Source organism: Vogesella sp., assembly GCF_046297735.1.
Classification (GTDB): domain Bacteria; phylum Pseudomonadota; class Gammaproteobacteria; order Burkholderiales; family Chromobacteriaceae; genus Vogesella; species Vogesella urethralis.
On the sequence record NZ_JBKBHK010000001.1, the window covers coordinates 448,969 to 470,845 of the forward strand.

The 21,877-nt window shown below is 64.3% G+C and carries 19 protein-coding genes; 12 read left to right on the forward strand and 7 right to left on the reverse strand.

Going from position 1 to position 21,877, the window contains the following annotated elements; genetic code table 11:
* The first annotated feature begins 4 nt into the window (after window positions 1-4).
* The 5 genes from prpB (at window position 5) to prpF (ending at window position 7,184) form a co-directional block, all read left to right on the forward strand.
* Window positions 5-883 carry a methylisocitrate lyase gene (gene prpB / locus ACK4FZ_RS02105; RefSeq protein WP_409818072.1) on the forward strand — a complete coding sequence of 293 codons (879 nt, stop codon included), beginning with the start codon at window positions 5-7 and terminating at the stop codon, window positions 881-883.
* Window positions 884-1,022: 139 nt separating this feature from the next.
* Complete coding sequence (prpC, locus tag ACK4FZ_RS02110; RefSeq protein WP_144371575.1) at window positions 1,023-2,171, forward strand: 2-methylcitrate synthase; 1,149 nt, start codon at window positions 1,023-1,025, stop codon at window positions 2,169-2,171.
* A 246-nt stretch (window positions 2,172-2,417) separates the two neighbouring features.
* On the forward strand, window positions 2,418-5,036 hold the full coding sequence (gene acnD, locus ACK4FZ_RS02115) for a Fe/S-dependent 2-methylisocitrate dehydratase AcnD (protein WP_409818073.1): 2,619 nt from the start codon (window positions 2,418-2,420) through the stop codon (window positions 5,034-5,036).
* Window positions 5,037-5,649: 613 nt separating this feature from the next.
* The gene (locus ACK4FZ_RS02120; protein ID WP_409818074.1) at window positions 5,650-6,003 is read left to right on the forward strand and encodes an endonuclease domain-containing protein; all 354 of its coding nucleotides are present in this window, start codon (window positions 5,650-5,652) and stop codon (window positions 6,001-6,003) included.
* Window positions 6,000-7,184, forward strand: a complete 1,185-nt coding sequence (prpF, locus tag ACK4FZ_RS02125) for a 2-methylaconitate cis-trans isomerase PrpF (RefSeq protein WP_409818075.1) — start codon at window positions 6,000-6,002, stop codon at window positions 7,182-7,184. Before ACK4FZ_RS02120 ends, prpF begins: the two co-directional genes overlap by 4 nt.
* Window positions 7,185-7,257: 73 nt before the next feature.
* On the opposite strand, the gene hchA is transcribed toward prpF, so the two are convergent.
* On the reverse strand, window positions 7,258-8,142 hold the full coding sequence (gene hchA, locus ACK4FZ_RS02130) for a glyoxalase III HchA (protein ID WP_409818076.1): 885 nt from the start codon (window positions 8,140-8,142) through the stop codon (window positions 7,258-7,260).
* Window positions 8,143-8,380: 238 nt separating this feature from the next.
* On the opposite strand from hchA, the gene ACK4FZ_RS02135 reads away from it, so the two are divergent.
* Window positions 8,381-9,340: a LysR substrate-binding domain-containing protein gene (locus ACK4FZ_RS02135; RefSeq protein WP_409818077.1), complete on the forward strand. Its 960-nt coding sequence runs from the start codon at window positions 8,381-8,383 to the stop codon at window positions 9,338-9,340.
* 30 nt (window positions 9,341-9,370) lie between these two features.
* Here the strand turns inward: ACK4FZ_RS02135 and ACK4FZ_RS02140 are convergent, their stop codons facing one another.
* Window positions 9,371-10,327 (reverse strand): LysR family transcriptional regulator, encoded by a 957-nt coding sequence (locus tag ACK4FZ_RS02140; protein ID WP_409818078.1) that lies wholly within the window; start codon window positions 10,325-10,327, stop codon window positions 9,371-9,373.
* A 77-nt stretch (window positions 10,328-10,404) separates the two neighbouring features.
* On the opposite strand from ACK4FZ_RS02140, the gene ACK4FZ_RS02145 reads away from it, so the two are divergent.
* Window positions 10,405-11,004, forward strand: a complete 600-nt coding sequence (locus ACK4FZ_RS02145; protein ID WP_409818079.1) for a short chain dehydrogenase — start codon at window positions 10,405-10,407, stop codon at window positions 11,002-11,004.
* Window positions 11,005-11,074: 70 nt separating this feature from the next.
* Here the strand turns inward: ACK4FZ_RS02145 and aguB are convergent, their stop codons facing one another.
* Genes aguB through ACK4FZ_RS02160 form a run of 3 tightly spaced genes read right to left on the reverse strand, consistent with a single transcriptional unit; the run spans window position 11,075 to window position 14,156 of the window.
* Window positions 11,075-11,941: an N-carbamoylputrescine amidase gene (gene aguB / locus ACK4FZ_RS02150; protein ID WP_409818080.1), complete on the reverse strand. Its 867-nt coding sequence runs from the start codon at window positions 11,939-11,941 to the stop codon at window positions 11,075-11,077.
* Window positions 11,934-13,052 (reverse strand): class II histone deacetylase, encoded by a 1,119-nt coding sequence (locus ACK4FZ_RS02155; RefSeq protein ID WP_409818081.1) that lies wholly within the window; start codon window positions 13,050-13,052, stop codon window positions 11,934-11,936. The genes aguB and ACK4FZ_RS02155 overlap by 8 nt, the downstream gene beginning before the upstream one ends.
* 9 nt (window positions 13,053-13,061) lie before the next feature.
* Complete coding sequence (locus tag ACK4FZ_RS02160) at window positions 13,062-14,156, reverse strand: polyamine ABC transporter substrate-binding protein (RefSeq protein ID WP_409818082.1); 1,095 nt, start codon at window positions 14,154-14,156, stop codon at window positions 13,062-13,064.
* Between the two features lie 118 nt (window positions 14,157-14,274).
* On the opposite strand from ACK4FZ_RS02160, the gene ACK4FZ_RS02165 reads away from it, so the two are divergent.
* Window positions 14,275-15,234, forward strand: coding sequence for a LysR family transcriptional regulator (locus tag ACK4FZ_RS02165; protein ID WP_409818083.1), 960 nt, complete (start codon window positions 14,275-14,277; stop codon window positions 15,232-15,234).
* On the opposite strand, the gene ACK4FZ_RS02170 is transcribed toward ACK4FZ_RS02165, so the two are convergent.
* Entirely contained in the window at window positions 15,171-16,295 is a 1,125-nt protein-coding gene (locus ACK4FZ_RS02170; protein WP_409818084.1) for an ABC transporter substrate-binding protein, read from the reverse strand. The two genes, ACK4FZ_RS02165 and ACK4FZ_RS02170, sit on opposite strands and share 64 nt — an antisense overlap.
* A gap of 207 nt (window positions 16,296-16,502) precedes the next feature.
* Between ACK4FZ_RS02170 and ACK4FZ_RS02175 the strand changes: the two genes are divergently transcribed.
* From ACK4FZ_RS02175 to ACK4FZ_RS02190, 4 genes are all read left to right on the forward strand, one after another.
* Complete coding sequence (locus ACK4FZ_RS02175) at window positions 16,503-18,494, forward strand: putative bifunctional diguanylate cyclase/phosphodiesterase (protein ID WP_409818085.1); 1,992 nt, start codon at window positions 16,503-16,505, stop codon at window positions 18,492-18,494.
* Between the two features lie 177 nt (window positions 18,495-18,671).
* The gene (locus ACK4FZ_RS02180; RefSeq protein WP_409818086.1) at window positions 18,672-18,941 is read left to right on the forward strand and encodes a transcriptional regulator; all 270 of its coding nucleotides are present in this window, start codon (window positions 18,672-18,674) and stop codon (window positions 18,939-18,941) included.
* The gene (locus tag ACK4FZ_RS02185; protein ID WP_409818087.1) at window positions 18,938-20,245 is read left to right on the forward strand and encodes a HipA domain-containing protein; all 1,308 of its coding nucleotides are present in this window, start codon (window positions 18,938-18,940) and stop codon (window positions 20,243-20,245) included. The genes ACK4FZ_RS02180 and ACK4FZ_RS02185 overlap by 4 nt, the downstream gene beginning before the upstream one ends.
* A gap of 223 nt (window positions 20,246-20,468) precedes the next feature.
* Window positions 20,469-20,855 carry a hypothetical protein gene (locus ACK4FZ_RS02190; protein WP_409818088.1) on the forward strand — a complete coding sequence of 129 codons (387 nt, stop codon included), beginning with the start codon at window positions 20,469-20,471 and terminating at the stop codon, window positions 20,853-20,855.
* A gap of 142 nt (window positions 20,856-20,997) precedes the next feature.
* Here ACK4FZ_RS02190 and ACK4FZ_RS02195 read toward each other — a convergent pair whose 3' ends face one another.
* Complete coding sequence (locus ACK4FZ_RS02195) at window positions 20,998-21,696, reverse strand: restriction endonuclease subunit S (RefSeq protein WP_409818089.1); 699 nt, start codon at window positions 21,694-21,696, stop codon at window positions 20,998-21,000.
* Window positions 21,697-21,877: the final 181 nt, after the last annotated feature.

Here is a 21,877-nt window from a genome sequence, read left to right on the forward strand (position 1 = left end):
CCCGATGTCCACACCCGGTCAACGTTTTCGCGACGCGGTCGCGCAAGAAAAACCCCTGCAGGTCGTTGGCGCCGTCAACGCCTACGCTGCCCGCCTGGCCGAGCATAGCGGCTTCAAGGCGCTGTACCTGTCCGGCGGCGGCGTGGCCGCCTGCTCCTGCGGCATTCCCGACCTGGGCATCACCACCCTGGAAGACGTGCTGATCGACGTGCGCCGCATTACCGACGCCTCCAGCCTGCCGCTGCTGGTGGACATCGATACCGGCTGGGGCGGTGCCTTCAATATCGCCCGCGCCGTACGCAGCCTGGAAAAAGCCGGCGCCGCTGCCGTGCACATCGAAGACCAGGTGCAACAGAAACGCTGCGGTCACCGCCCGAACAAAGCCATCGTCAGCCAGGAAGAAATGGTAGACCGCGTGAAGGCGGCGGTGGATGCCCGCCAGCATGGCATGGTGATCATGGCCCGCACCGACGCGCTGGCGGTGGAAGGCCTGGACGCCGCCATCGAACGCGCCGTGGCTTGCGTGGAAGCCGGCGCCGACATGATCTTCCCGGAAGCCATCACCGACCTCGCCATGTACAAACAGTTTGCCAAGGCCGTGAAAGTGCCGATTCTGGCCAACATCACCGAGTTTGGCGCCACCCCGCTGTACACCACCGAAGAACTGGGCGCCAACGGCGTGGGCCTGGTGCTGTACCCGCTGTCCGCCTTCCGCGCCATGAGCCAGGCCGCGCTGAACGTCTACGGTGCCATCCGCCGCGACGGCAGCCAGAAGAACGTGGTGGATACCATGCAGACCCGCATGGAGCTGTACGACCACCTCGGCTACCACGACTACGAGCAGAAGCTGGACGCGCTGTTTGCCGAAGGCAAGAACAAGTAAGTCACGTTTCGCAGGGTTGGCCGCACGCCACACATAACACAGAGAGCCTGGCCAGCCCTGCACCCGGTTCACGATCGCGGCCCCGCCGCAATGACACAAGGCCTGCCCTGACGTGGCAGGCCCACCAAGGAGAAGTGGCATGAGTGAAGTCGTCCTAACTGGCAAACCGAAAAAATCCGTCGCCCTGTCCGGCGTAGCTGCCGGCAACACCGCGCTGTGCACCGTTGGCCGCAGCGGCAACGACCTGCACTACCGCGGCTACGACATCCTGGACCTGGCCGCCCACTGTGAATTCGAAGAAGTGGCCTACCTGCTGGTACACGGCAAGCTGCCCAACCCGGCCGAGCTGGCTGGCTACAAGAAAAAACTGAAGAGCCTGCGCGGCCTGCCCGCCGCCGTGAAAGCGGTACTGGAAGCCCTGCCGGCCAATGCCCACCCGATGGACGTGATGCGCAGCGGCGTATCGGCCCTGGGCTGCGCGCTGCCGGAAAAAGACGACCACAACATCGCCGGCGCCCGTGACATTGCCGACCGCCTGATGGCCAGCCTGGGCTCGATGCTGCTGTACTGGTACCACTTCAGCCACAACGGCAAGCGCATCGAGGTGGAAACCGACGACGACAGCATCGGCGGCCACTTCCTGCACCTGCTGCACGGCCAGAAACCATCCGAGCAATGGGTACGCGCCATGCACACCTCGCTCAACCTGTACGCCGAGCACGAATTCAACGCCTCCACCTTCACCGCCCGCGTCATCGCCGGCACCGGCTCCGACATGCACAGCGCCATTACCGGTGCCATCGGTGCACTGCGTGGCCCGAAACACGGCGGCGCCAACGAGGTGGCCTTTGAAGTCCAGAAACGCTACGACAGCCCGGACGAAGCCGAGGCCGACATCCGCGCCCGCGTCGAACGCAAGGAAGTGGTGATCGGCTTTGGCCACCCGGTGTACACCATCAGCGACCCGCGCAACAAAGTGATCAAGGAAGTCGCCCACGAGCTATCCAAAGCCGCCGGCGACACCAAGATGTACGACATTGCCGAGCGCTTGGAATCGGTGATGTGGGACATCAAGAAGATGTTCCCTAACCTGGACTGGTTCAGCGCGGTCAGCTACCACATGATGGGCGTGCCCACCGCCATGTTCACCCCGCTGTTTGTTATTGCCCGCACCAGCGGCTGGAGCGCCCACGTGATCGAACAGCGCATCGACGGCAAGATCATCCGCCCGTCGGCCAACTACACCGGGCCGGAAGACCAGCCCTTCGTGCCGCTGGCCCAGCGCTAACGGCTACCTGCCACGGAAACCACGACAAACTTGGCCACGAAAACCACCAAACAACACGAAAAGGTCTGAATGCCTGGTCATCAACACCGCTCATTCACGGCCATGGCGCGGATTAGCGCCCAACACCCGTGTTTGTTTTCGTGCTTTTCGTGGTTTTCGTGGCAAAACTGCTGTTGAATTTTCGTGGCTGCGGTGGAAGCTGCAGCCCAGAAACACCCCCTCAAAACATTGCCGGTAAACACCGCCATGAATAGCCAATACCGCAAACCGCTGCCCGGCAGCCCGGCCGACTACTTCGACACCCGTGCTGCCGTGGACGCCATCGCCCCCGGCGCCTACGCCACCCTGCCCTATGTTTCCCGCGTACTGGCCGAGCAGCTGGTACGCCGCTGCGAACCGGCGCTGCTGACCGACGCGCTGAAGCAACTGATCGAACGCCGCCAAGACCTGGACTTCCCCTGGTACCCGGCGCGCGTGGTGTGCCACGACATCCTGGGCCAGACCGCGCTGGTGGACCTGGCCGGCCTGCGCGACGCCATCGCCGACCAGGGCGGCGACCCGTCCCAGGTGAACCCGGTGGTCCCCACCCAGCTCATCGTCGACCACTCGCTGGCGGTGGAATGCGGCGGCTTCGACCCGCAAGCGTTCGAAAAAAACCGCGCCATCGAAGAGCGCCGCAACGAAGACCGCTTCCACTTCATCAACTGGACGCGCACCGCGTTCAAGAACGTGGACGTGATCCCGGCCGGCAACGGCATCATGCACCAGATCAACCTGGAAAAAATGTCGCCGGTGATCCAGCTGCGTGACGGCGTGGCCTTCCCCGACACCTGTGTCGGCACCGACAGCCACACCCCGCACGTGGACGCGCTGGGCGTGATCGCCATCGGCGTCGGCGGCCTGGAAGCCGAAACCGTCATGCTGGGCCACCCGTCGATGATGCGCCTGCCCGACATCGTAGGCGTAGAGCTCACCGGCCAGCGCCAGCCCGGCATTACCGCCACCGACATCGTGCTGGCGCTGACCGAGTTCCTGCGCAAGGAACGCGTGGTGGGTGCCTGGGTGGAGTTCTTCGGCGAAGGCGCCGACAGCCTGTCCATCGGCGACCGCGCCACCATCTCCAATATGTGCCCGGAGTACGGCGCCACCGCCGCCATGTTCTACATCGACGCACAAACCATCGCCTACCTGAAGCTCACCGGTCGCGAGCCGGAACAGGTAGCACTGGTGGAAAACTACGCCCGCCACACCGGGCTGTGGGCCGACGACCTGAAAACCGCGCAATACCCGCGCGTGTTGCGCTTCGACCTATCCAGCGTGGTGCGCAATATGGCCGGCCCGTCCAACCCGCACAAACGCCTGCCTACGTCGGCACTGGCCGAGCGCGGCATTGCCGACGCCGCCAAGCTGGCCGCGGCCCGCGACGAAGAAGCCCGCGGCCAACTGCCGGACGGCGCGGTGATCATTGCCGCCATCACCAGCTGCACCAACACCAGCAACCCGCGCAACGTGGTGGCTGCCGGCCTGCTGGCCAAGAAAGCCAACGCGCTGGGCCTGGCCCGCAAGCCGTGGGTGAAAACCTCGTTTGCGCCGGGTTCCAAGGTAGCCAAGCTGTATCTGGAAGAAGCCGGCCTGCTGCCGGAGCTGGAACAACTGGGCTTCGGCATCGTCGCCTACGCCTGCACCACCTGTAACGGCATGTCCGGCGCGCTGGACCCGGCCATCCAGCAAGAGATTATCGAGCGCGACCTGTACGCCACCGCCGTGCTGTCCGGCAACCGCAACTTCGACGGCCGCATCCACCCCTACGCCAAGCAAGCCTTCCTGGCGTCGCCGCCGCTGGTGGTGGCCTACGCGCTGGCCGGCACCGTGCGCTTCGACATCGAGCAGGACGTGCTGGCCGTGGTAGACGGCCGCGAGATCCGCCTGCAAGACCTGTGGCCGTCGGACGAGGAGATCGACGCCATCGTGGCCGCCAGCGTGAAGCCGGAGCAGTTCAAGCAGGTGTACATCCCGATGTTCGACCTGGGCGAAGCGCAGCAGGCCGACAGCCCGCTGTATCAGTGGCGCCCGATGTCCACCTACATCCGCCGCCCACCGTACTGGGACACCGAAGGCATGGGCGCGCTGGCGGCCAACCCGCGCACGCTGAAGGGCATGCGCCCGCTGGCGCTGCTGCCGGACAACATCACCACCGACCACCTGTCGCCGTCCAACGCCATCCTGGCCAGCTCTGCCGCCGGTGAATACCTGGCCAAGATGGGCCTGCCGGAAGAGGACTTCAACAGCTACGCCACCCACCGCGGCGACCACCTCACCGCCATGCGCGCCACCTTTGCCAACCCGCAGCTGGTGAACGAAATGGCTGTAGTAGACGGCCAGGTGAAGAAAGGTTCGCTGGCCCGTGTCGAGCCGGAAGGCAAGGTCATGCGCATGTGGGAAGCCATCGAAACCTATATGGCACGTAAACAGCCGCTGATCATCGTGGCCGGCGCCGACTACGGCCAGGGCAGCTCGCGCGACTGGGCGGCCAAGGGCGTACGCCTGGCGGGGGTGGAAGTGATCGTGGCCGAAGGCTTCGAGCGCATCCACCGCACCAACCTGATCGGCATGGGCGTATTGCCGGTGGAGTTCAAACCCGGCACCACGCGGCTGACGCTGGGCCTGGACGGCACCGAAACCTACGACATCCAGGGCGAACTGGCGCCGCGTGGCGACCTGACGCTGGTGGTACACCGCCGCGACGGCAGCAGCGTCGAGGTAGCAGTCACCTGCCGCCTCGATACCGCCGCCGAAGTGCGCGTCTACCAGGCCGGCGGCGTGCTGCAACGCTTTGCGCAGGACTTCTTGGCCGGCGCGGCCTGAGCCACGCCATCCTCACCCCCGGCCCCTCTCCCGCTTGCGGGCGAGGGGAGACGGGGCGCAAGGTTGGCCGCAATCGCCGTGCACAGCGTTGGGGACGACCAACACCGCACCCATGCTGCCAAAGCCCCTCGCCCCAGCGGGGAGAGAGGTCGGGGTGAGGGGCAAAAACGGCCCCGAAGTTGGCCGCGCCTTGCACTACAAGCGATGGCAGTATCGGAACCAGACTTGACCTTGCGGCCAACATCGCACCCGTACCACCAAAGCCCCTCACCCCATCGGGCGAGCGGTTGGGGTGAGGGGGCAAAACGGCCCCGAAGTTGACGGTACCCTGCACTACAAGCCGTCACAGCATAGGAACCAGACTTGATCCTGCGGCCAACATCGCATCCGCACCACCAAAGCCCCTCGCCCCAGCGGAGAGAGGGGTTGGGGTGAGGGGCCAAACGGCCCCGAAGTTGGCCGCGCCTTGCACTACAAGCCATGGCAGTATCGGAACCAGACTTGACCTTGCGGCCAACATCGCATCCGCACCACCAAAGCCCCTCGCCCCAGCGGGGAGAGGGGTTGGGGTGAGGGGCAAGCAGCACAAGGCAACAAACGAAGGGAGCAGCCCATGCCGGCCAATCAGCACGCGCGGCAGCTACGCCAGCGCATGACCGACGCCGAGCAGCTGCTGTGGCAGCACCTGCGCAACCGCCGGCTGGCTGGCCACAAATTTCGCCGGCAACACCCGATCGGGCCTTACATCGTGGACTTCGTCCACCTGCAAGCCCGGCTGATTATCGAAGCAGACGGCGGCCAACATCTTGCCAGCCAGCGCGACCCGCAACGCGATGCCTGGCTGCAGGCGCAGGGCTACCGTGTGCTGCGCTTCTGGAATCACGACATACTGCAGCAACCCGATACCGTACTGGCCGCCATCTGGCAGGCACTGTCAGACCAGACAAGAAAGGACGCATCCACATGAGCCACCCGGCCCAGATCCGCATTCCCGCCACTTTTATCCGTGGCGGCACCAGCAAGGGCGTGTTTTTCCGCCTGCAAGACCTGCCCGCCGCCTGCCAGCAGCCCGGCGCGGCGCGCGATGCGCTGTTCCTGCGCGTTATCGGCAGCCCCGACCCCTACAGCGCCCACATCGACGGCATGGGCGGGGCCACCTCCAGCACCAGCAAATGCGTGATCCTGAGCAAAAGCAGCGTACCTGGCCACGACGTGGACTATCTGTATGGCCAGGTGTCCATCGACAAACCGTTTGTGGACTGGAGCGGCAACTGCGGCAACCTGTCCACCGCCGCCGGTGCCTTTGCCATTCACGCCGGCCTGGTAGCGCCCGAGCGCGTGCCGCAAGACGGCGTCTGCACCGTGCGCATCTGGCAAGCCAACATCGGCAAGACCATCATCGCCCACGTGCCGGTAAGCCACGGCCAGGTGCAGGAGACGGGCGATTTCGAGCTGGACGGCGTCACCTTCCCGGCCGCCGAGATCGTGCTGGAGTTCCTCGAGCCGTCCGACGATGGCGACGACGGCGCGATGTTCCCCACCGGCAACCTGGTGGATGCGCTGGACGTGCCCGGCATCGGCACCCTGCCCGCCACCCTGATCAGCGCTGGCATCCCCACCGTGTTCGTTAACGCCGCCGACATCGGCTATACCGGCACCGAGCTGCGCGAGCACATCAACAGCGACGCCGCCGCGCTGCAACGCTTCGAAGCCATTCGCGTGGCCGGCGCGCTACGCATGGGGCTGATCAAGACAGCGGAAGAAGCCGCCACCCGCCAGCACACGCCGAAAATCGCCTTCGTGGCACCGCCACAGGACTACACCGCGTCCAGCGGCAAGGCCATTGCCGCCGGCGATGTGGACCTGCTGGTGCGGGCGCTGTCGATGGGTAAGCTGCACCACGCGATGATGGGCACCTGCGCGGTGGCCATCGGTACCGCAGCGGCCATCCCCGGCACGCTGGTGAACCAGGCCGCCGGCGGCGGCGCACCCGAGGCGGTGCGCTTTGGCCACCCGTCCGGCACGCTGCGCGTGGGCGCCGAAGCAGTGCAGGAAAACGGCCAGTGGAAGGTTACCAAGGCCATCATGAGCCGTAGCGCCCGCATCCTGATGGAAGGCTGGGTACGCGTACCGGGCGATACTTTCTAATTTGATTTATCTGCAATGCGATGCGGCCAACCTTGCGTGACAAGGTTGGCCGCATCGTTCAGGGCAGCAGGGTTCAGGCTTTTGCCACCTCGGCCAGCAGCGCCTGCGCCGCCAGTTTGCCCAAGTTATTGGCCGCCAGCGGGCTATCGCCGGTAATCAGCTTGCGGTCCTGGTAACACTGGCCGCTGATGCCTTCATTCAGTACTTCCACACCCAACTCGGCCAGACGCGCAGCCAGCGGCCAGCGCAGTTGCCCGGGCATGTAGCCGATATCCACATTGGCGCCTTGGTCCAGTGCGTCCGGGAACACGCAGATCTTGTAGCCTTTGTAGAGGTAATTATCGGCACGCTCGCCCAGCGCAGGCGCCAGCATACAGGCCGGGCCATGGCACAAGGTGATCACGTGCTTGTCATTGGCCATGGCCCACTGCAGCAAGGTCTTCACTTCCAGGCTGTCGGGAATGCCCACCAGCGAGCCGTGACCGCCCGGCACGAACACCGCGATATACGGCGAATCGGCGTGCAGGTTTTCCGCCATGGCATCCGCCAGCTTGCGTGGCTGTTTGAACTGGTCGCGGTATTTCTGGTAAGTGGCTTTCACCGTTTCGTCTTCTGCCGGCATGGCCCACATTTCAAACTTCACCGGGTTGCCGGACAGCGTGGTCACTTCAATATCGAAGCCGGCGCTATCGAGGTGATACATCGGCAGCAGTGTTTCTACCGGGTGGTTGCCGGTGGAAAACATGGTGCCGTTCTGCATCAACACATAGCGCTCGTCGGTGGCCACCATCAGCACTTTCCACTTTTTGCCGGTGTAGGGCTGCGGATAGACGGTACCGTCAAAATCGGTCTTGGGCGCGGTGTACAGGCTTAGCGAATACGGCGAGGGGAAAAAGGCATTTTCCTCGGCACGATCGGGGATGGGTGCCTTGCTCAGTTCTTGGACTGCGGTTGTCATGTCAGGCCCTTCATGTTGGATTGATCTGCACCTTGCCGCCCATTCAGGCAAGCAGCGGTCGGCCAGCAGCACGACGCCGTTACCCGGCGGCATAAATAAGCTACACCGCACACTGCTTGCAATAATAGTTAAAAATTGCAATGTAGCGTTTCACCGGTGCAACAGGTGTCGGCACTGACAAGCAGGGGCCGGATGCGGTAGCGTAAAGCCTTGATTCGACTCCCACCGTACCCACACCATGCTGGACCTGAATGCGCTGTTCTACTTTGTGCAAGTCGTCGACCATGGCGGCTATAACGCTGCCAGCCGCGCTACCGGGGTACCCACTTCGCGCCTCAGCCGCAGCATCCGCCAGCTGGAAACCCACCTATCCGCCCGCCTGATCAACCGCAGCCCGCGCCACTTTGCCCTCACCGACGCCGGGCATGCGTTCTACGGCCATTGCCAGCAGGTAATACAGGCCAGCGAAGCCGCACAGGCCGCCATCGCCCGGCAGCACATCGAACCTCAGGGCACGATACGGATAAGCTGCCCCACCGCCCTGCTCAATTTTGTGGTGGCCGGCATGATCTCGCGCTACATGGCGCGCTACCCGCTGGTAAAAGTACAGATCGACAGCACCAACCGCGAGGTAGACGTGACGCGGGAAGGGCTGGATATCGCCCTGCTGGTAAAAACCCCACCCTTTGAAGACAGCAGCCTGGTGATGAAGCGGCTGTCGCGCAGCCCGCAGGTGCTGGTAGCCAGCCCAGGCTTGCTGGCTCGCCACGGCCACCCGGCCGACATGGATGCGCTGGCCGGTTTGCCGAGCCTGCACTGGGGGGCACAGGCCAGCAGCTACCAATGGCAGCTGCAAGGGCCGGCAGGACAACGTGCCACCCTCAGCCATCAACCGCGACTGGTCACCGACGACGTCATTACCATCCGCCGCTGCGCGCTGGAGCACGGCGGCATTGCCCAGCTGCCGTTACTGGTGTGCTTCAAGGACTTGCAGCAAGGCTTGCTGGTGCCGGTACTGGATGACTGGCAGCCGCAAGAAGCCGTGGTGTTTGCGCTTTTCCCCTCGCGCCAAGGCATGCTGCCGTCGGTACGCAGCCTGCTGGATTTCCTCACCGACAGCTTTGGTGACATGGATTTTTCCAATTTGCAGGCAGGCTACGCGGCCAGGGGCGACGAAGACGCCTGCTTCATGCGCTAAGGTTGGCCGCCGTGTCTTTGGCCGGCCGCGTCAGGCCTGCCCCAGCAGCGCGGCCTGCGCCGGCGCGGCAAACCATTGCTGCAGGAACGCCACCAGCGCCCGTACCCGCGCCGGTTGCGGCAGACGCTGCGGGTAAACCAGGTACAGACTCTGGCCGCGGCCGTGCCACTGCGGCAGCAGCCGCTGCAGCCGCCCGGCGGCCACGTCCGGCGCCACCAGGTAACTGGGCAGGCGGGCAATGCCGGCGCCTTGCAGGGCAAAATTGCGCAGCAGGTTGTAGTCGTTGGCCAGCAGCGGCGAACTCACCGCCACGCTGGCCAGCTCGCCGTCACGGTGAAACGCCCATTGCCGGCCGTGGCTGAAATGGCTGTTGCACAGGCAGACATGGGCAGCCAGGTCGGCCGGCACCCGCGGCAACGCCTTACCGGCAAGATAAGCCGGCGCCGCCACCAGCCAGTCCGCCACCTCGGCCAGCGGCCGTGCCACCAGCCGCTCCGGCGGGCTGATATTGCTACGGATGGCCAGATCGAAACCTTCCGCTTCCAGGTCGTGCGGCCGCGCCGACAGGTCCAGCTCCACCTCCAGCGCCGGGTACTGCTGGCGCAAGGCCAGCATCGCCTGCGCCATGAACACGCCGCCAAAGCTGGTGGGCACCGTCAGCCGCAGCCGGCCGGCAACCTCCTCGCGCAGCTCGGCCAGCGCCTGGCGCGCCGACTGCACACGCAGCAGCCAGTCGCGGCAATGGCCCAGGTACAGCTCGCCGGCGTCGGTCAGCAGCAAACGGCGCGTGGTGCGGTACAACAGCTGCGCGTCCAGCGCCTGTTCCAGCTGCCGCACCTGGCGGCTCAGCAGCGCCTTGCTCACTCCCATGCGCTGCGCGGCAGCGGTAAAGCTGCCCTCTTCCACCACGGCGGTGAATGCCATTGCCCACTGCAGCTGCTGCGCTTCGCTGATCAGGTCGATTGTTTTCTTCAGGTTGACAGTCATTCCACTTTTACCCGGATTATCGCGCCAATCCGCCAAGATAACATGGCGATACGTGAACAAGCACAAGGAAACACACCATGCGTATCTTGCTGATCGGTGCCCACGGCACCCTGGGCCAAGCCGTCGCCGCCGAGCTGGGCCAACGCCATGAAATCATTACCGCCGGCCGCAACAGCGGCACGCTGCGCGTGAACCTGGCCGACATGGCCAGCGTGGAAGCGCTATACGATGCCGCCGGCCCGCTGGACGCGGTGGTCAGCGCCGCCGGCAACGTGCACTTTGCCCCGCTGGCCGACTTCCGCCCCGAGCACTACCGCGTAGGCCTGGACGACAAGCTGATGGGTCAGGTGAACCTGGTGCTGGCCGGCCAGCGCCGCCTGAACGACGGCGGCAGCTTTACCCTCACCGGCGGCGTGCTAGCCGACGAGCCGATCGTGGCCGGCAGCGGTGCCAGCATGGTGAACGCGGCGCTGGAAGGCTTTGCCCGCGCCGCCGCCATCGAGCTACCGCGCGGCCTGCGCATCAATGTGGTCAGCCCCGGCGTGCTGGTGGAATCCATGCCGGTGTACGCGCCGTTCTTCCGCGGCTTCGAGCCGGTACCGGCCGCCCGTGCCGCGCTGGCGTTCAGCAAGAGCGTAGAGGGCGCACACAGCGGCCAGGTGTACCGCGTCCAGTGACACGCCAATAAAACAGCCCGCCGTACCCGGATAACGGGCAAGGCGGGCTGTATCCGCAGACAAAGCTGACTTACACCGCGTACTGCAGCAGCGCGCCGTAGTGCTCGACGCGGCGGTCGCGGAACACGCCCCAGGCGCGGCGCTTGGCCGCCAGCGCGTCCAGGTCGAAGGTGGCGGTGAGGATGGTGCCATCCTCACCGCCGGCCTCGGCACGCAGCTCGCCGTCTTCGCCGGCGATGAACGAGCCGCCGTAGAAGGTGATGTGGGTGCCGGCCTCGCCGTGCTCGGTGCCGACACGGTTACTGGCCAGCAACGGCATCACGTTGGCCGCGGCGTGGCCGCGCTGCGTGTTTTGCCAGTGGCGAAGCGACTGGATGGCCGGGTCGTGCGGTTCGCTGCCGATGGCAGTAGGAAACAGCAGCAGCTCGGCGCCCATCAGCGCCATGCTACGGGCGGTTTCGGGGAACCACTGGTCCCAGCAGATGCCGACGCCCAGCCGGCCGTAGCGGGTGTCCCACACCTTGAAGCCCAGGTCGCCGGGCGCAAAGTAGAACTTCTCGCTGTAACCCGGCCCGTCCGGTATGTGCATCTTGCGGTAGTGGCCCAGCACGCTGCCGTCGGCGTCGATCATGGCCAGGCTGTTGAACTGGGTATTGCCCGCCTGCTCGAAAAAGCTCACCGGCAGCACCACTTGCAGCTCGCGCGCCAGCGCGGCAAAGCGCCCCAGCCACGGGTGGCCGTCGAACGGCGCCGCTAGCGCGTTATGGTGGTGGCGCTGGTCGATGCAGAAGTACGGCGTTTCAAACAGCTCTTGCAGCAGGATCACCTGCGCCCCTTGCGCCGCCGCAGCGCGCACCAGGGCTTCGGCGCGGTCCAGGTTGGCCGCACGGTCCCAGCTACAGGCCATCTGGGTGGTGGCCACGGTCACGTTACGCATCTTGCTCTCCTTGTAGTGCCCAGTACTGGCGCTGGGCGTCGCGGGCACGCGCCACGGCGGTGGCTTCGCCGCTGGTTAGCGGCCGGTCCGGCACCCAGTGCGGGTCGTCAAACTCCACCTGTTGGCCGCTGAGGCCTTCGATCACGCCGAGGGTGGCAATCGGCAGGTACGGCAGGCTGTAGCCGCCTTCCTGCAGCATCACGATGCGGCCTTGGCACAGCTCACCCGCCGCAGCGGTGAGGCTGGCCGCCAGCGCGCGGTAGCCGGGGCGGGTAAGACGCATGCGGCCCAGCGGGTCGTAGGCGTTGGCGTCCTGCCCGGCCGATACCAGGATCAGCTCGGGGCGGAAGCATTGCAGCACCGGCAGTAACACCTGCTCGAACGCCAGCGCGTAGGCGGCGTAGCCACTGCCGGCCGGCAGCGGGATGTTCAGCGTGTAGCCGGCAGCGTCGCCCTGCCCCTGGTCCGCCGCGCTGCCGCCTTCCAGCGGGTAGTTGCCTTCCTCGTGCAGCGAGCAGAACAGCACCTGCGGGTCGGCCTCGAACACGTGCTGGGTGCCGTTGCCGTGGTGCACGTCCCAGTCGATGATGGCGATGCGCTGCAGGCCGTAACGGGCCTGGGCGTGGCGCGCCGCCACCGCCACGTTGTTGTAGTAGCAATAGCCCATGGCGTAGTCGGGCCCGGCGTGGTGGCCGGACGGGCGGATCAGCGCGTAGGCGCGGCCAACCTGGCCTTGCAGTACCGCGTCCACGGCGGCGCAGGCCGCCCCGGCCGCAGCACGGGCGATGCGCTCGGTGGCCGGCCCGCCGCGGGCATCGGGGCCTAGCTCGATACCATCGCCCTCTGCAGCAGCACAGTTGGCCGCCAGTTGCGCCAGGTAGGCCGGGGTGTGCACCCGCAGCAGCGTAGCGTCGTCGGCCGGCTGGTAGGCCAGCGGCTGCAGCCGCGCCGTCATGCCGGTGGCGTCCAGCAAGGCCTTGGTGTAGGCCAGCCGCTCGGGGCAGTCGAACTCGGGGCCGGCGTCGGCAGCGCCATCGGCACCGTGGTAGGTCTGGCGGCCGGCGTTATGTTGCAAAAACAGCGTGTCGTAGAGAAAACCGGTGGTGGTCATGGTCTGCTCCTAGCGTCCGGTCTTGAACTTCTGCCACAGCCGGGTCTGGATGCGCTGTACGGCAGGGTCCAGCGGGCGCTGTACCCAGAAGCTTTTCATGCGCGCGGCGTCGGGGTAGATCATCGGGTCGCTGGTGAGGTCTTTGCTCATCAGCTTGGTCGCCTGTGCGTTGGGGCTGGGGTACATCACCGCGTTGCTGATGCTGGCGATCACGTCCGGGCGCAGCAGGTAATTGATGAACAGGTGGGCGTTGTCGACGTTCTTGGCGTCCTTGGGGATCACCATGCTGTCGAACCACATCGGCGCACCCTGCTGAGGAATGGTGTAGGCGATGTTCTGGCCGTTCTTGTTCTGCTTGGCGCGCAGCTTGGCCACCAGCACGGCGCCGGAGTAACCGGTGCTGACGCACACCTCGCCGTTGGCCAGGTCATTCATTACCGGGGTGGCGATCAGCCGCTTCACGTACGGGCGGGCCTTGGCCAGCACCGCGTAGGCGGCGTCGTAGTCCTTGGCGCTGGTGCTGTTCGGGTCCAGCCCCAGATAGCGCATGGCCATCGGCAGCATCACGCTGCCAGCGTCGTTGTAAGCCACATTGCAAGCTTGCAGCTTCGCCAGCACCTCGGGCTTGAACAGCAGATCATACGTATTGGCTGGCAGCTGGCCGCCCAGGGCTTTTTTCACTTTGTCCACGTTGTAGCCGATGGCGGTGGTGCCCCACATATACGGCACGCTGTACTGCATGCCGGGGTCCACGCTATCCACCTTGGGCACAAAGGCCGGGTCCAGGTTTTTCAGGTTGGGCAGCTTGCGCTTGTCCAGCTTCTGGTACACCCCGCTCTGGATCTGCCGGGTCAGGAAGTCGTTGGACGGAAACACCAGGTCGTAGCCGCTATTGCCGGCCAGCAGTTTGGTCTGCAGCACCTCGTTGCTGTCGTACACGTCCAGCCGTACCTTGATGCCGGTTTCTTTTTCGAATCTGGCAATAGTGTCCGGGGCAAAGTACTCGCCCCAGTTGTAGATGTTCAGCGTGCCGGCGGCCAGCGCCGCCGGCGCCAGACAGCAAGCCATCAGGCTGACAGTGAGGCTGCAAAGCTTTGTTTTCATGACACTCCTCCCGTTGTGGTTCGCAATGTGCGTGGGCTGTGTCAACATCATGGCCACAAGGCCGGCGCCGGATAAAGCGTGCGCCGTGCAGTTCTTTTTTTCCCGAATGGAAAAACTGATGGATACCTTCCAGGCCATACAGGCATTTATCGCCATTGCAGAAACCGGCAGCCTGTCACGCGCTGCACTGAAACTGGGCAAAAGCCCGTCGGCGATGACCAAGGCGGTGAACGCGCTGGAGGCATCGCTGGGCGTGCGGCTGCTGACGCGCAGCACACGTCAGGTAGCGCTGACCGAAGCCGGCCGCATCTATCTGGAAACCGCCAGCGAAGCCATGCTGCAGCTGGGGCGCGTCAGCCAGCGCCTGCACGAGCTGGACGGCGAGCCGCGCGGCGTGCTGCGCATTACCGCGCCGCTGTCGTTTGGCCGCGCCGTGCTGTCGGGCTTTTGCCCGGCCTTCATGCAGCGCTACCCGGAGGTGGTACTGGAGCTGCAGCTGGCCGACCGCTACATGGACCTGGTAGCAGAAAACCTCGACCTGGCGCTGCGCCTGGGTCACCACGACCTGCCGGGGCAGATCGCCAAAGTCGTAGGCGACAACCGGGTCATGCTGTGTGCGGCGCCGTCCTACCTGGCGCAGGCACCGGCGCTACACACGCCGCACGACCTGCCACAGCACCCCTGCCTGGTGTACCGCCACCCGATGCTGAACCCGGCGTGGTTCTTTGCCCGCGACGGCCACAGCGTACGCATCGAGCCGCAAGGGCGGCTGCGTTCGGACAACTTCGATCTGCTGCTGGACGCGGCCTGTGCCGGCCAGGGCATTCTGCCTTGCCCGCGCTGGAGTGCGCTGCACCATGTGCGTGCAGGCCGGCTGGTGCAGGTGCTGGCCGATTACCAGTTTTCGGGCGAGAGTTTTGGCCGCGACCACGTGTACGCGGTGTACCCGGCGTCGCGACGAAACGCGCTGAAAGTGCGGCTATTTGTGGACGAGATGCAACAGTGGATGGCGTGTCATTTCAGCGACACGCCCGCAGCGGCCGCCTCTGGCAGCAGTGGCAGCAAGCTGAAGTCGTAGCGGCGCAGCGACGGGTTCAACGCCTTGCTGTGGCGGGTAAAGTCAATGCTACTGAAGTCGGCGTCGCTGTAGCGCTGCAGATAGCGCCGCGCCAGCGCGGCATCGAAACGGGTAAACAACGGCCGTTCCTGCTCCAGCCCCTCGCTGGCAAAATCGCGGCCGCGGTCGTAGTCGTACAGCATCACCAGCGCCCAGGCACCGGTAATGAAATGGCCACCGGCCAGCGTGGTGAACTGCCCATCTGTCAGCAACTGCATGGCCTCGGGCGAAGTGTTAATGCCGCTGAAGAACGCGTCCTTGCCAGGTTGGCCGCCACGCTGGCGCCACACGTCCATCGCGCCCATCGCCATCTGGTCGCTGCCGGCCCACACCATCCGCGCTTGCGGATGACGGCGGTACAGCCAGCTGGCCTGTTTGGCGGCACGCTCGCGGCTCCAGGCGGCCATCACCTCCTGCGCCACCACCACGTCACCGGCCTCGCGCACCGCACGGTACAGCCCCTGCAAGCGCAATACCGAGGTTGGCGTACTACGATCGCCGCCAATTACCAGCAAGGGCATCTTGCCGGCAATGCGCGGCACGCCAGCAGCACGGGCACGGGCGATCAGCGCCTGGCCGGTGAGGTAACCTGCGTCGGCCGCACGCGGCTCCAGCGACCCCAGCCAGGTGCGGTATTTCTGCCGTGGTCGGCCCAGGTCTACCGCTGCCGCGCCGACGCCCTTGCCGCTAAAGGCCAGGAAGTTGCGAATACCGGCCTGCTCCAGCAAGGCCACCATTTCGCCGGCGGCGGCAAACTCGTTGCTGAGGATGACATAATCGGGGCGCTGCGCTTTTGGCAGCGTCGCCAACTGGCGCACATGCGCCATCGCGTGCTGATAATTGCGGTCGGCGTACTCGATACGCAGCTGCACGCCCAGGTCTTCCGCGGCAGCCTGCATGGCACGGCTGGCGGTATACCAGTACACCTCGTTAGCGTAGCCGGGGTTGATGAACACCACCGACATCGCCCACAGAGGCGTCAGCACAACACTTAACAACAGCGCCAGCAGCAGGCGTGACATCGGACTTCCTTCATCTTGCTGCGGGGCAGCTGTGGTACGGCACCAAGGTGCGGCCATGTTAGCGAGTGATTATCGCCAGAACTAAATTTAAACTATAGAAATAGACAATAGTAAGACGTATCTGTCTATAAAGAACACAAATGGACAATGGCATGCGAAAATCCTCGCCACCATGCCAGCCCTCACCATGAATGGCCGCCGCACATCATGACCAGCCCTACAGATCCCCAGCACACTGATACGGTCGGCTTCCTGCTCGCCCTGTTTGGCCAGGGCACCAAAGACATTCTTGGCAACCAGGAACGCCGGGAAAATGTGCTCACCATTGCCCCCATCGGCTTTGTAGTCGCCATCCTGTTTGCGCTGTTCAATACCATCCTGGCGCCGTTCCCGGTACTGGGCGCCATCGAAGGGCTATGTGCGCTGCTACTGCTATTACCCGCCATCCGTCTGGCCAAGCGCGGGCAGCACATCCCGCACGCCGAAAACCTGCTGATGGTGTGCGGCATCACCATTTTCGGTGCGCTGGTCATTATCGGCGGCGTCGGCGGCACCGGCCTGTTCTGGGCCTATACCTTCCCGTTCATGGCCTTCTTCATCAAGGGCCAGCGTGTGGGGTGGCTATGGAACGGCCTGTTCCTGCTGCTGGTGGGCACCCTGCTGCTGGCGCTGCGCGGCCAACCCTTTGCCTACCCGTACGACCCGGTGCAGATTCCGCATTACCTGTCGTCGCTACTGTTCGTATCGGTCATCGCTGCCTGCTTCAACCTGCTACGCAGCCGCTTCCAGCAAAAGCTGCATGCCGGGGTAGTAGCCAACACCGCCACCGCGCAGCACTACCTCGACCAGCTGCAGTTTCTGGCGCTGCACGACCCGGTTACCCAGCTACCCAACCGCACCCGCATTATCCCGATCCTGGAAGAAGAAATCCGCCAGGCCCACACCCGCCGCGGCGGGTTGCTGGTGATCGCCGTGCGGCTGTCTCGGCTGGCCGAGGTCAGCAACATCATCGGCAATGACGCTACCAACGAACTGATGCAAGCCATCGCCGATTCACTACGACAACTGATAGACAACAATGGTGTACTGGCACGCATCGCCCGCGAAGAACTGCTGCTGGTGTACCACATGCGCAAGCCACACTACGACCTCGAAAAAACCACGCAGCTGGTCGGCAGCTACAATCTGGATTTCGAAATCCGCGGCTTCCCGGTCCACATCGACTACACCGCCGGCATTGCCATCTACCCGCAACACGGCGACCAGGCCGAAGCACTGCTGCACAAGGCAGAGCAAAGCATGCTGCAAGCGGTGCAACGCGGCGACACCGCCACCATGTACGACCCCAGCCAGGACGAGGCCTTTGTGCGCTACCACTACCGCTTTGGCCGCCTGCGCGACGCCATGGCACAGAACCAGCTGACACAACACTTCCAGCCGCTGATCAACATCCGCAGCGGCAAGCTGGTGGCGGCCGAGGCCCTGGCGCGCTGGTTTGACCCGGAAGAAGGCTTCATCTCGCCGCTGGAGTTCATCCCCATCGCCGAAAGCTCGGGCCTGATCAAGCCGCTGACACGCTGGACCATCCGCGAAGCCATGCGCCAGTGCGCGCTGTGGCAGGCGAGTTACCCCGGCGTGGCGGTATCGGTCAACCTGTCGGTACGCAGCCTGTTCGACCCCGAGCTGCTGCCCATGCTGCGCCAGCTGTTGCAGGAAACGGGCCTCAACCCGTCGCTGCTACGGCTGGAAGTCACCGAAAGCCTGATGCTGGACGCGCCGGAAAAAGGCCTGGCCATCCTGCACAACATCGTGGCGCTGGGTATACGGCTAGCCATCGACGACTATGGCAGCGGCTTTTCGTCGCTGGGCTACCTGAAAGTGCTGCCAGTGCAAGAACTGAAGATCGACCAGCGTTTCATCCACCAGCTGGTAGATGACCGGGGCAATATGGCGATTGTGGAATCCACCATCGACCTGGCGCACCACCTAGGCCTGATAGTAAGTGCCGAAGGCATAGAAGATGAAGAAACCATGCAGCAGCTTTGGCTGCTGGGTTGCGACTTGGGCCAGGGCTACTACTTCAGCAAGCCGATGCCGATCGACGACTTCCTGAGCTGGTGTCGCCACTACCAGCAACAGCAGCTATTGGGCTCGTTGCCCGGCGTGGACGGCGAAGTGGACGGTTCGGCAATGCTGTAAACCGGCTGCCGCCCTGCCGCGGCAAGGCGCCACATGTTGGCCGCAGCCCTCATAATCCTCACAAACATGCGGATTCGGTACCGCAAGCAACAGCATCACCAATAAATCCTCACGATCAAGAGGATTCATTGCCAAATGCGCGCTCTGGGCGCAGAATCCTTACAAACGTGAGGATTGATGATGAAGATACCCATCAGCAGTGCTGCCGCCATCGGCCAAGTGGTGCGCGCCAGCCGCAAGGCACAGAAAATCCGCCAGGACGATGCCGCCGGCAGCATTGGCGTTAGCGAGAATTTTCTTGGCAAGATCGAGCGCGGCGGCGAGACGGTGCAATGGGGCAAGCTGTTCCAGGTACTGGAGGGGCTGGGCATTCGCGTGACGGTGGACGTCCCCGAAAGCGTAGCCGCCTACCTGCAGGACGCGGCCAACCATAAGGGCAAGCCATGAACGGGCGGTTTTTGCGCGCATCGATCAATCACACCACGGTGGGCACCTTGCAAGAGCAGGCCGGGCTGTGGCGCTTCCAGTACGCACCAGACTGGCTGAATACGCCAACGTGCTTCGCGCTGAGCCCGCACCTGCCACTGCAAGCCGAACCATTGCTGGATGGCGCCAGCCAGCGCCCGGTGCAGTGGTATTTCGATAACCTGCTGCCGGAAGAAGGGCAACGCTTGCTGCTGGCAGGCGACGCCCGGCTGGATGCGGCCGACGCCTTCAGCCTGCTGGCCTGGTACGGCGCAGAATCGGCCGGGTCGCTTACCTTGCTGCCACCCGATGCCGCGCCGCAAAGCGCAGAACCATTGCGGCCGCTGCCAGACGAGGCACTGCAAGCCCGCATTCGCCAGTTACCGAGGGCGCCGCTGACGCAGGCTGCCATCAAACGCATGTCGCTGGCCGGCGCGCAGCACAAGCTGGCGGTAGTGCTGCACGATGGCGCCTTGTTTGAACCGGCAGGCGCCACGCCCTCTACCCATATCCTGAAGCCCGACCACCCGGACGAGGACTACCCGTACTCGGTCATCAACGAATGGTTCGTGATGCGCCTGGCCAAACGCCTTGGGCTGGACGTGCCCGACGTGCATCGGCGCTACGTGCCGTCGCCGGTTTACCTGATAAACCGCTTTGACCGCACGCCAGGCAGCCACGGCTGGCAACGCCGGCACGTGATAGACGCCTGCCAGCTGCTGGGGCTGGACCGCAGCTTCAAATACAGCCAGGGCAGCCTGCAAAACCTGGCCGCACTGGCCAACGCCTGCCGCAGCCCGGCGGTGGCAAGGCCCCGGCTGTTTGGCTGGCTGGTGTTCAACCTGCTGGTGGGCAATAGCGACGCCCACCTGAAAAACCTGAGCTTTCTGGTATCGCACGAAGGCGTGCAGCTGGCGCCGTTCTACGATCTGCTGAGCGTTGCCAGCTACGACACCGCCGCCTTCGACAAAAGCGGGTGGCCGGCACACACGCAACTGGCGTGGCCACTACTGGGCGAGCGACATTTTTCGGCCATCAGCCGCGGCTTGCTGCTGGAGGCCGGCGCGGTGTTGAACCTGGCCAAAGGCACCGCCGAGCGGCTACTGGAAAACCTGCGCCAACGCGCCGTACAGCAGGCAGGAGCGCTTTACGCCGAGGTAGAAGCCGACAACGTCCGCCTGCTGCAGGCGCGCCCCGAGTTGGCCGCCACGCTGGCAGGCGAGACGCGTTGCCTGCGCACCCTGCTGCATACGGTTATCAAGGAGATGGCGCAACAGCTGGCCTGAGCCAGAGCGTTGCTGATAGCTGGCCGGGCGCCGCACCCAGCCAGCATGGCGGAGCGCTGCGGCGGCCAACCCCTACGCCTGCTCGCTTGCATCCGCCCACACGCAGGGCTGCCGGTGGCTACCAGCTGCCCGATTACCACCACCACTGCAGCAGGCCGTGCGCCCGCGCCCGGTTTCGATATAGGATAGGCGGGTAAACGCGACCACCCGCCACCAGACCATCATGCCCCCGCTGCTCGACCTGCTCCTCCAGCCGCTGCAAGCCCTGTGGCGCAAGCACCGCGACACCGGGAACAATCCTTACCCGTTTATTCACCCCCGCGACGAAACGGGCGACGAACCGTTCGAAGATCGCATTTGTTACCAGTACGGACGCAACCCGCCCCGTTTCCCGCGCTTTCGCCCCACGGTGTCACGCAACGCCGCCATCCGCGCCGCTTTTGTCAGCCGTGGGCACGGTTTGCGCAGCACGCGCCGGCTGGCCCCTGGCAGCGTCTGCCTGCTGGACGACGGGCAGCGGCTGCACCTGGGCGACAACGCGGCGGCCACACAACGCAGCGAAGACCAGGTTGGCCGCAACAGCAGCGCTGGCGGCAACAGCAGCCACTAGCCGCACCAACGCGCTGGCGTGCCGCCGTGGTTGGCCGCTGCAACAAAACACCCCCGACAGCCGGTAGCGGTCGGGGGTGTTGTCCATTGCGGGCCGCCGTGGCCTGGGGTCGCGGGCACCCTGCCCGGCGGTGCGGCCTGCGCTAGCCCTGCGCCAGCAGCGCGCTGGCCAGCTGGCCCTGTGTGTCGCGGCTGGCCGCCAGCCGCTGCCGTAGTTGGCCGCATAGCGCGCGCAGCGCTTCGACACGGGCGACGATGCGCCTCATCTCCAGCAAAGGTGGTACTGGTATTAATACTGAGGTCAGAATTTCCAAATTGATGTTTTTCTGTGCTGTTGAGGGGGCAAATGCAAGCAGATTACTGCGAGCCGTTTCTATGAAGGTTTGCAGATACTTGGCATCATCGAGCGGCTGTAGCGGAACAAAACCTACTACGCTATCAGGAAAACATGCATCAAAACCAAGCAAAGCCGAATCCGCAATATTCGCCGCAATAGTGATGCATAGAGTTCCTGCTGGCCACATTTTACTCTGGGCCAATCCAGTCTCGCTGTACTTGGAATGATACGAATAAATTACTTTATCGGCTCGTGCAACCTCACCTGTTTGGACCAGTGGATAAACTCCAGGATTGAATAGTGCGGGATCATTGCGAGGCCTGTGTTTAGACTTTCCTCGTCCAAACTCACCAAGTTCTGGAAACCGAGCCCACTCCCACCCCTGCGGCAGGTCGAATGGTTTTTCCTCATCGCTGATGGCCGGTAGCGGTTTGTCCTTTTTGATTTTTCCGTCAAGAATCAGCCGGTCTTTTTCGGCGCGGATTTGCTTGATGTAGGATCCCACGAATATCTAGATATTTCCCACTTTTCTAGATTTTTGGAATTCTGCTCTCTGTACTCAGATTAGCAAATGGCCTCCAGGTTTGGAGGCCATTTTCATTCCCTACTAGCCGATGGGAAATACAGCCATGGTGGTAGCGGGGCCGCTTATCGGCCAAAGCGGTCTTACAGTATGTTGGAAAGTA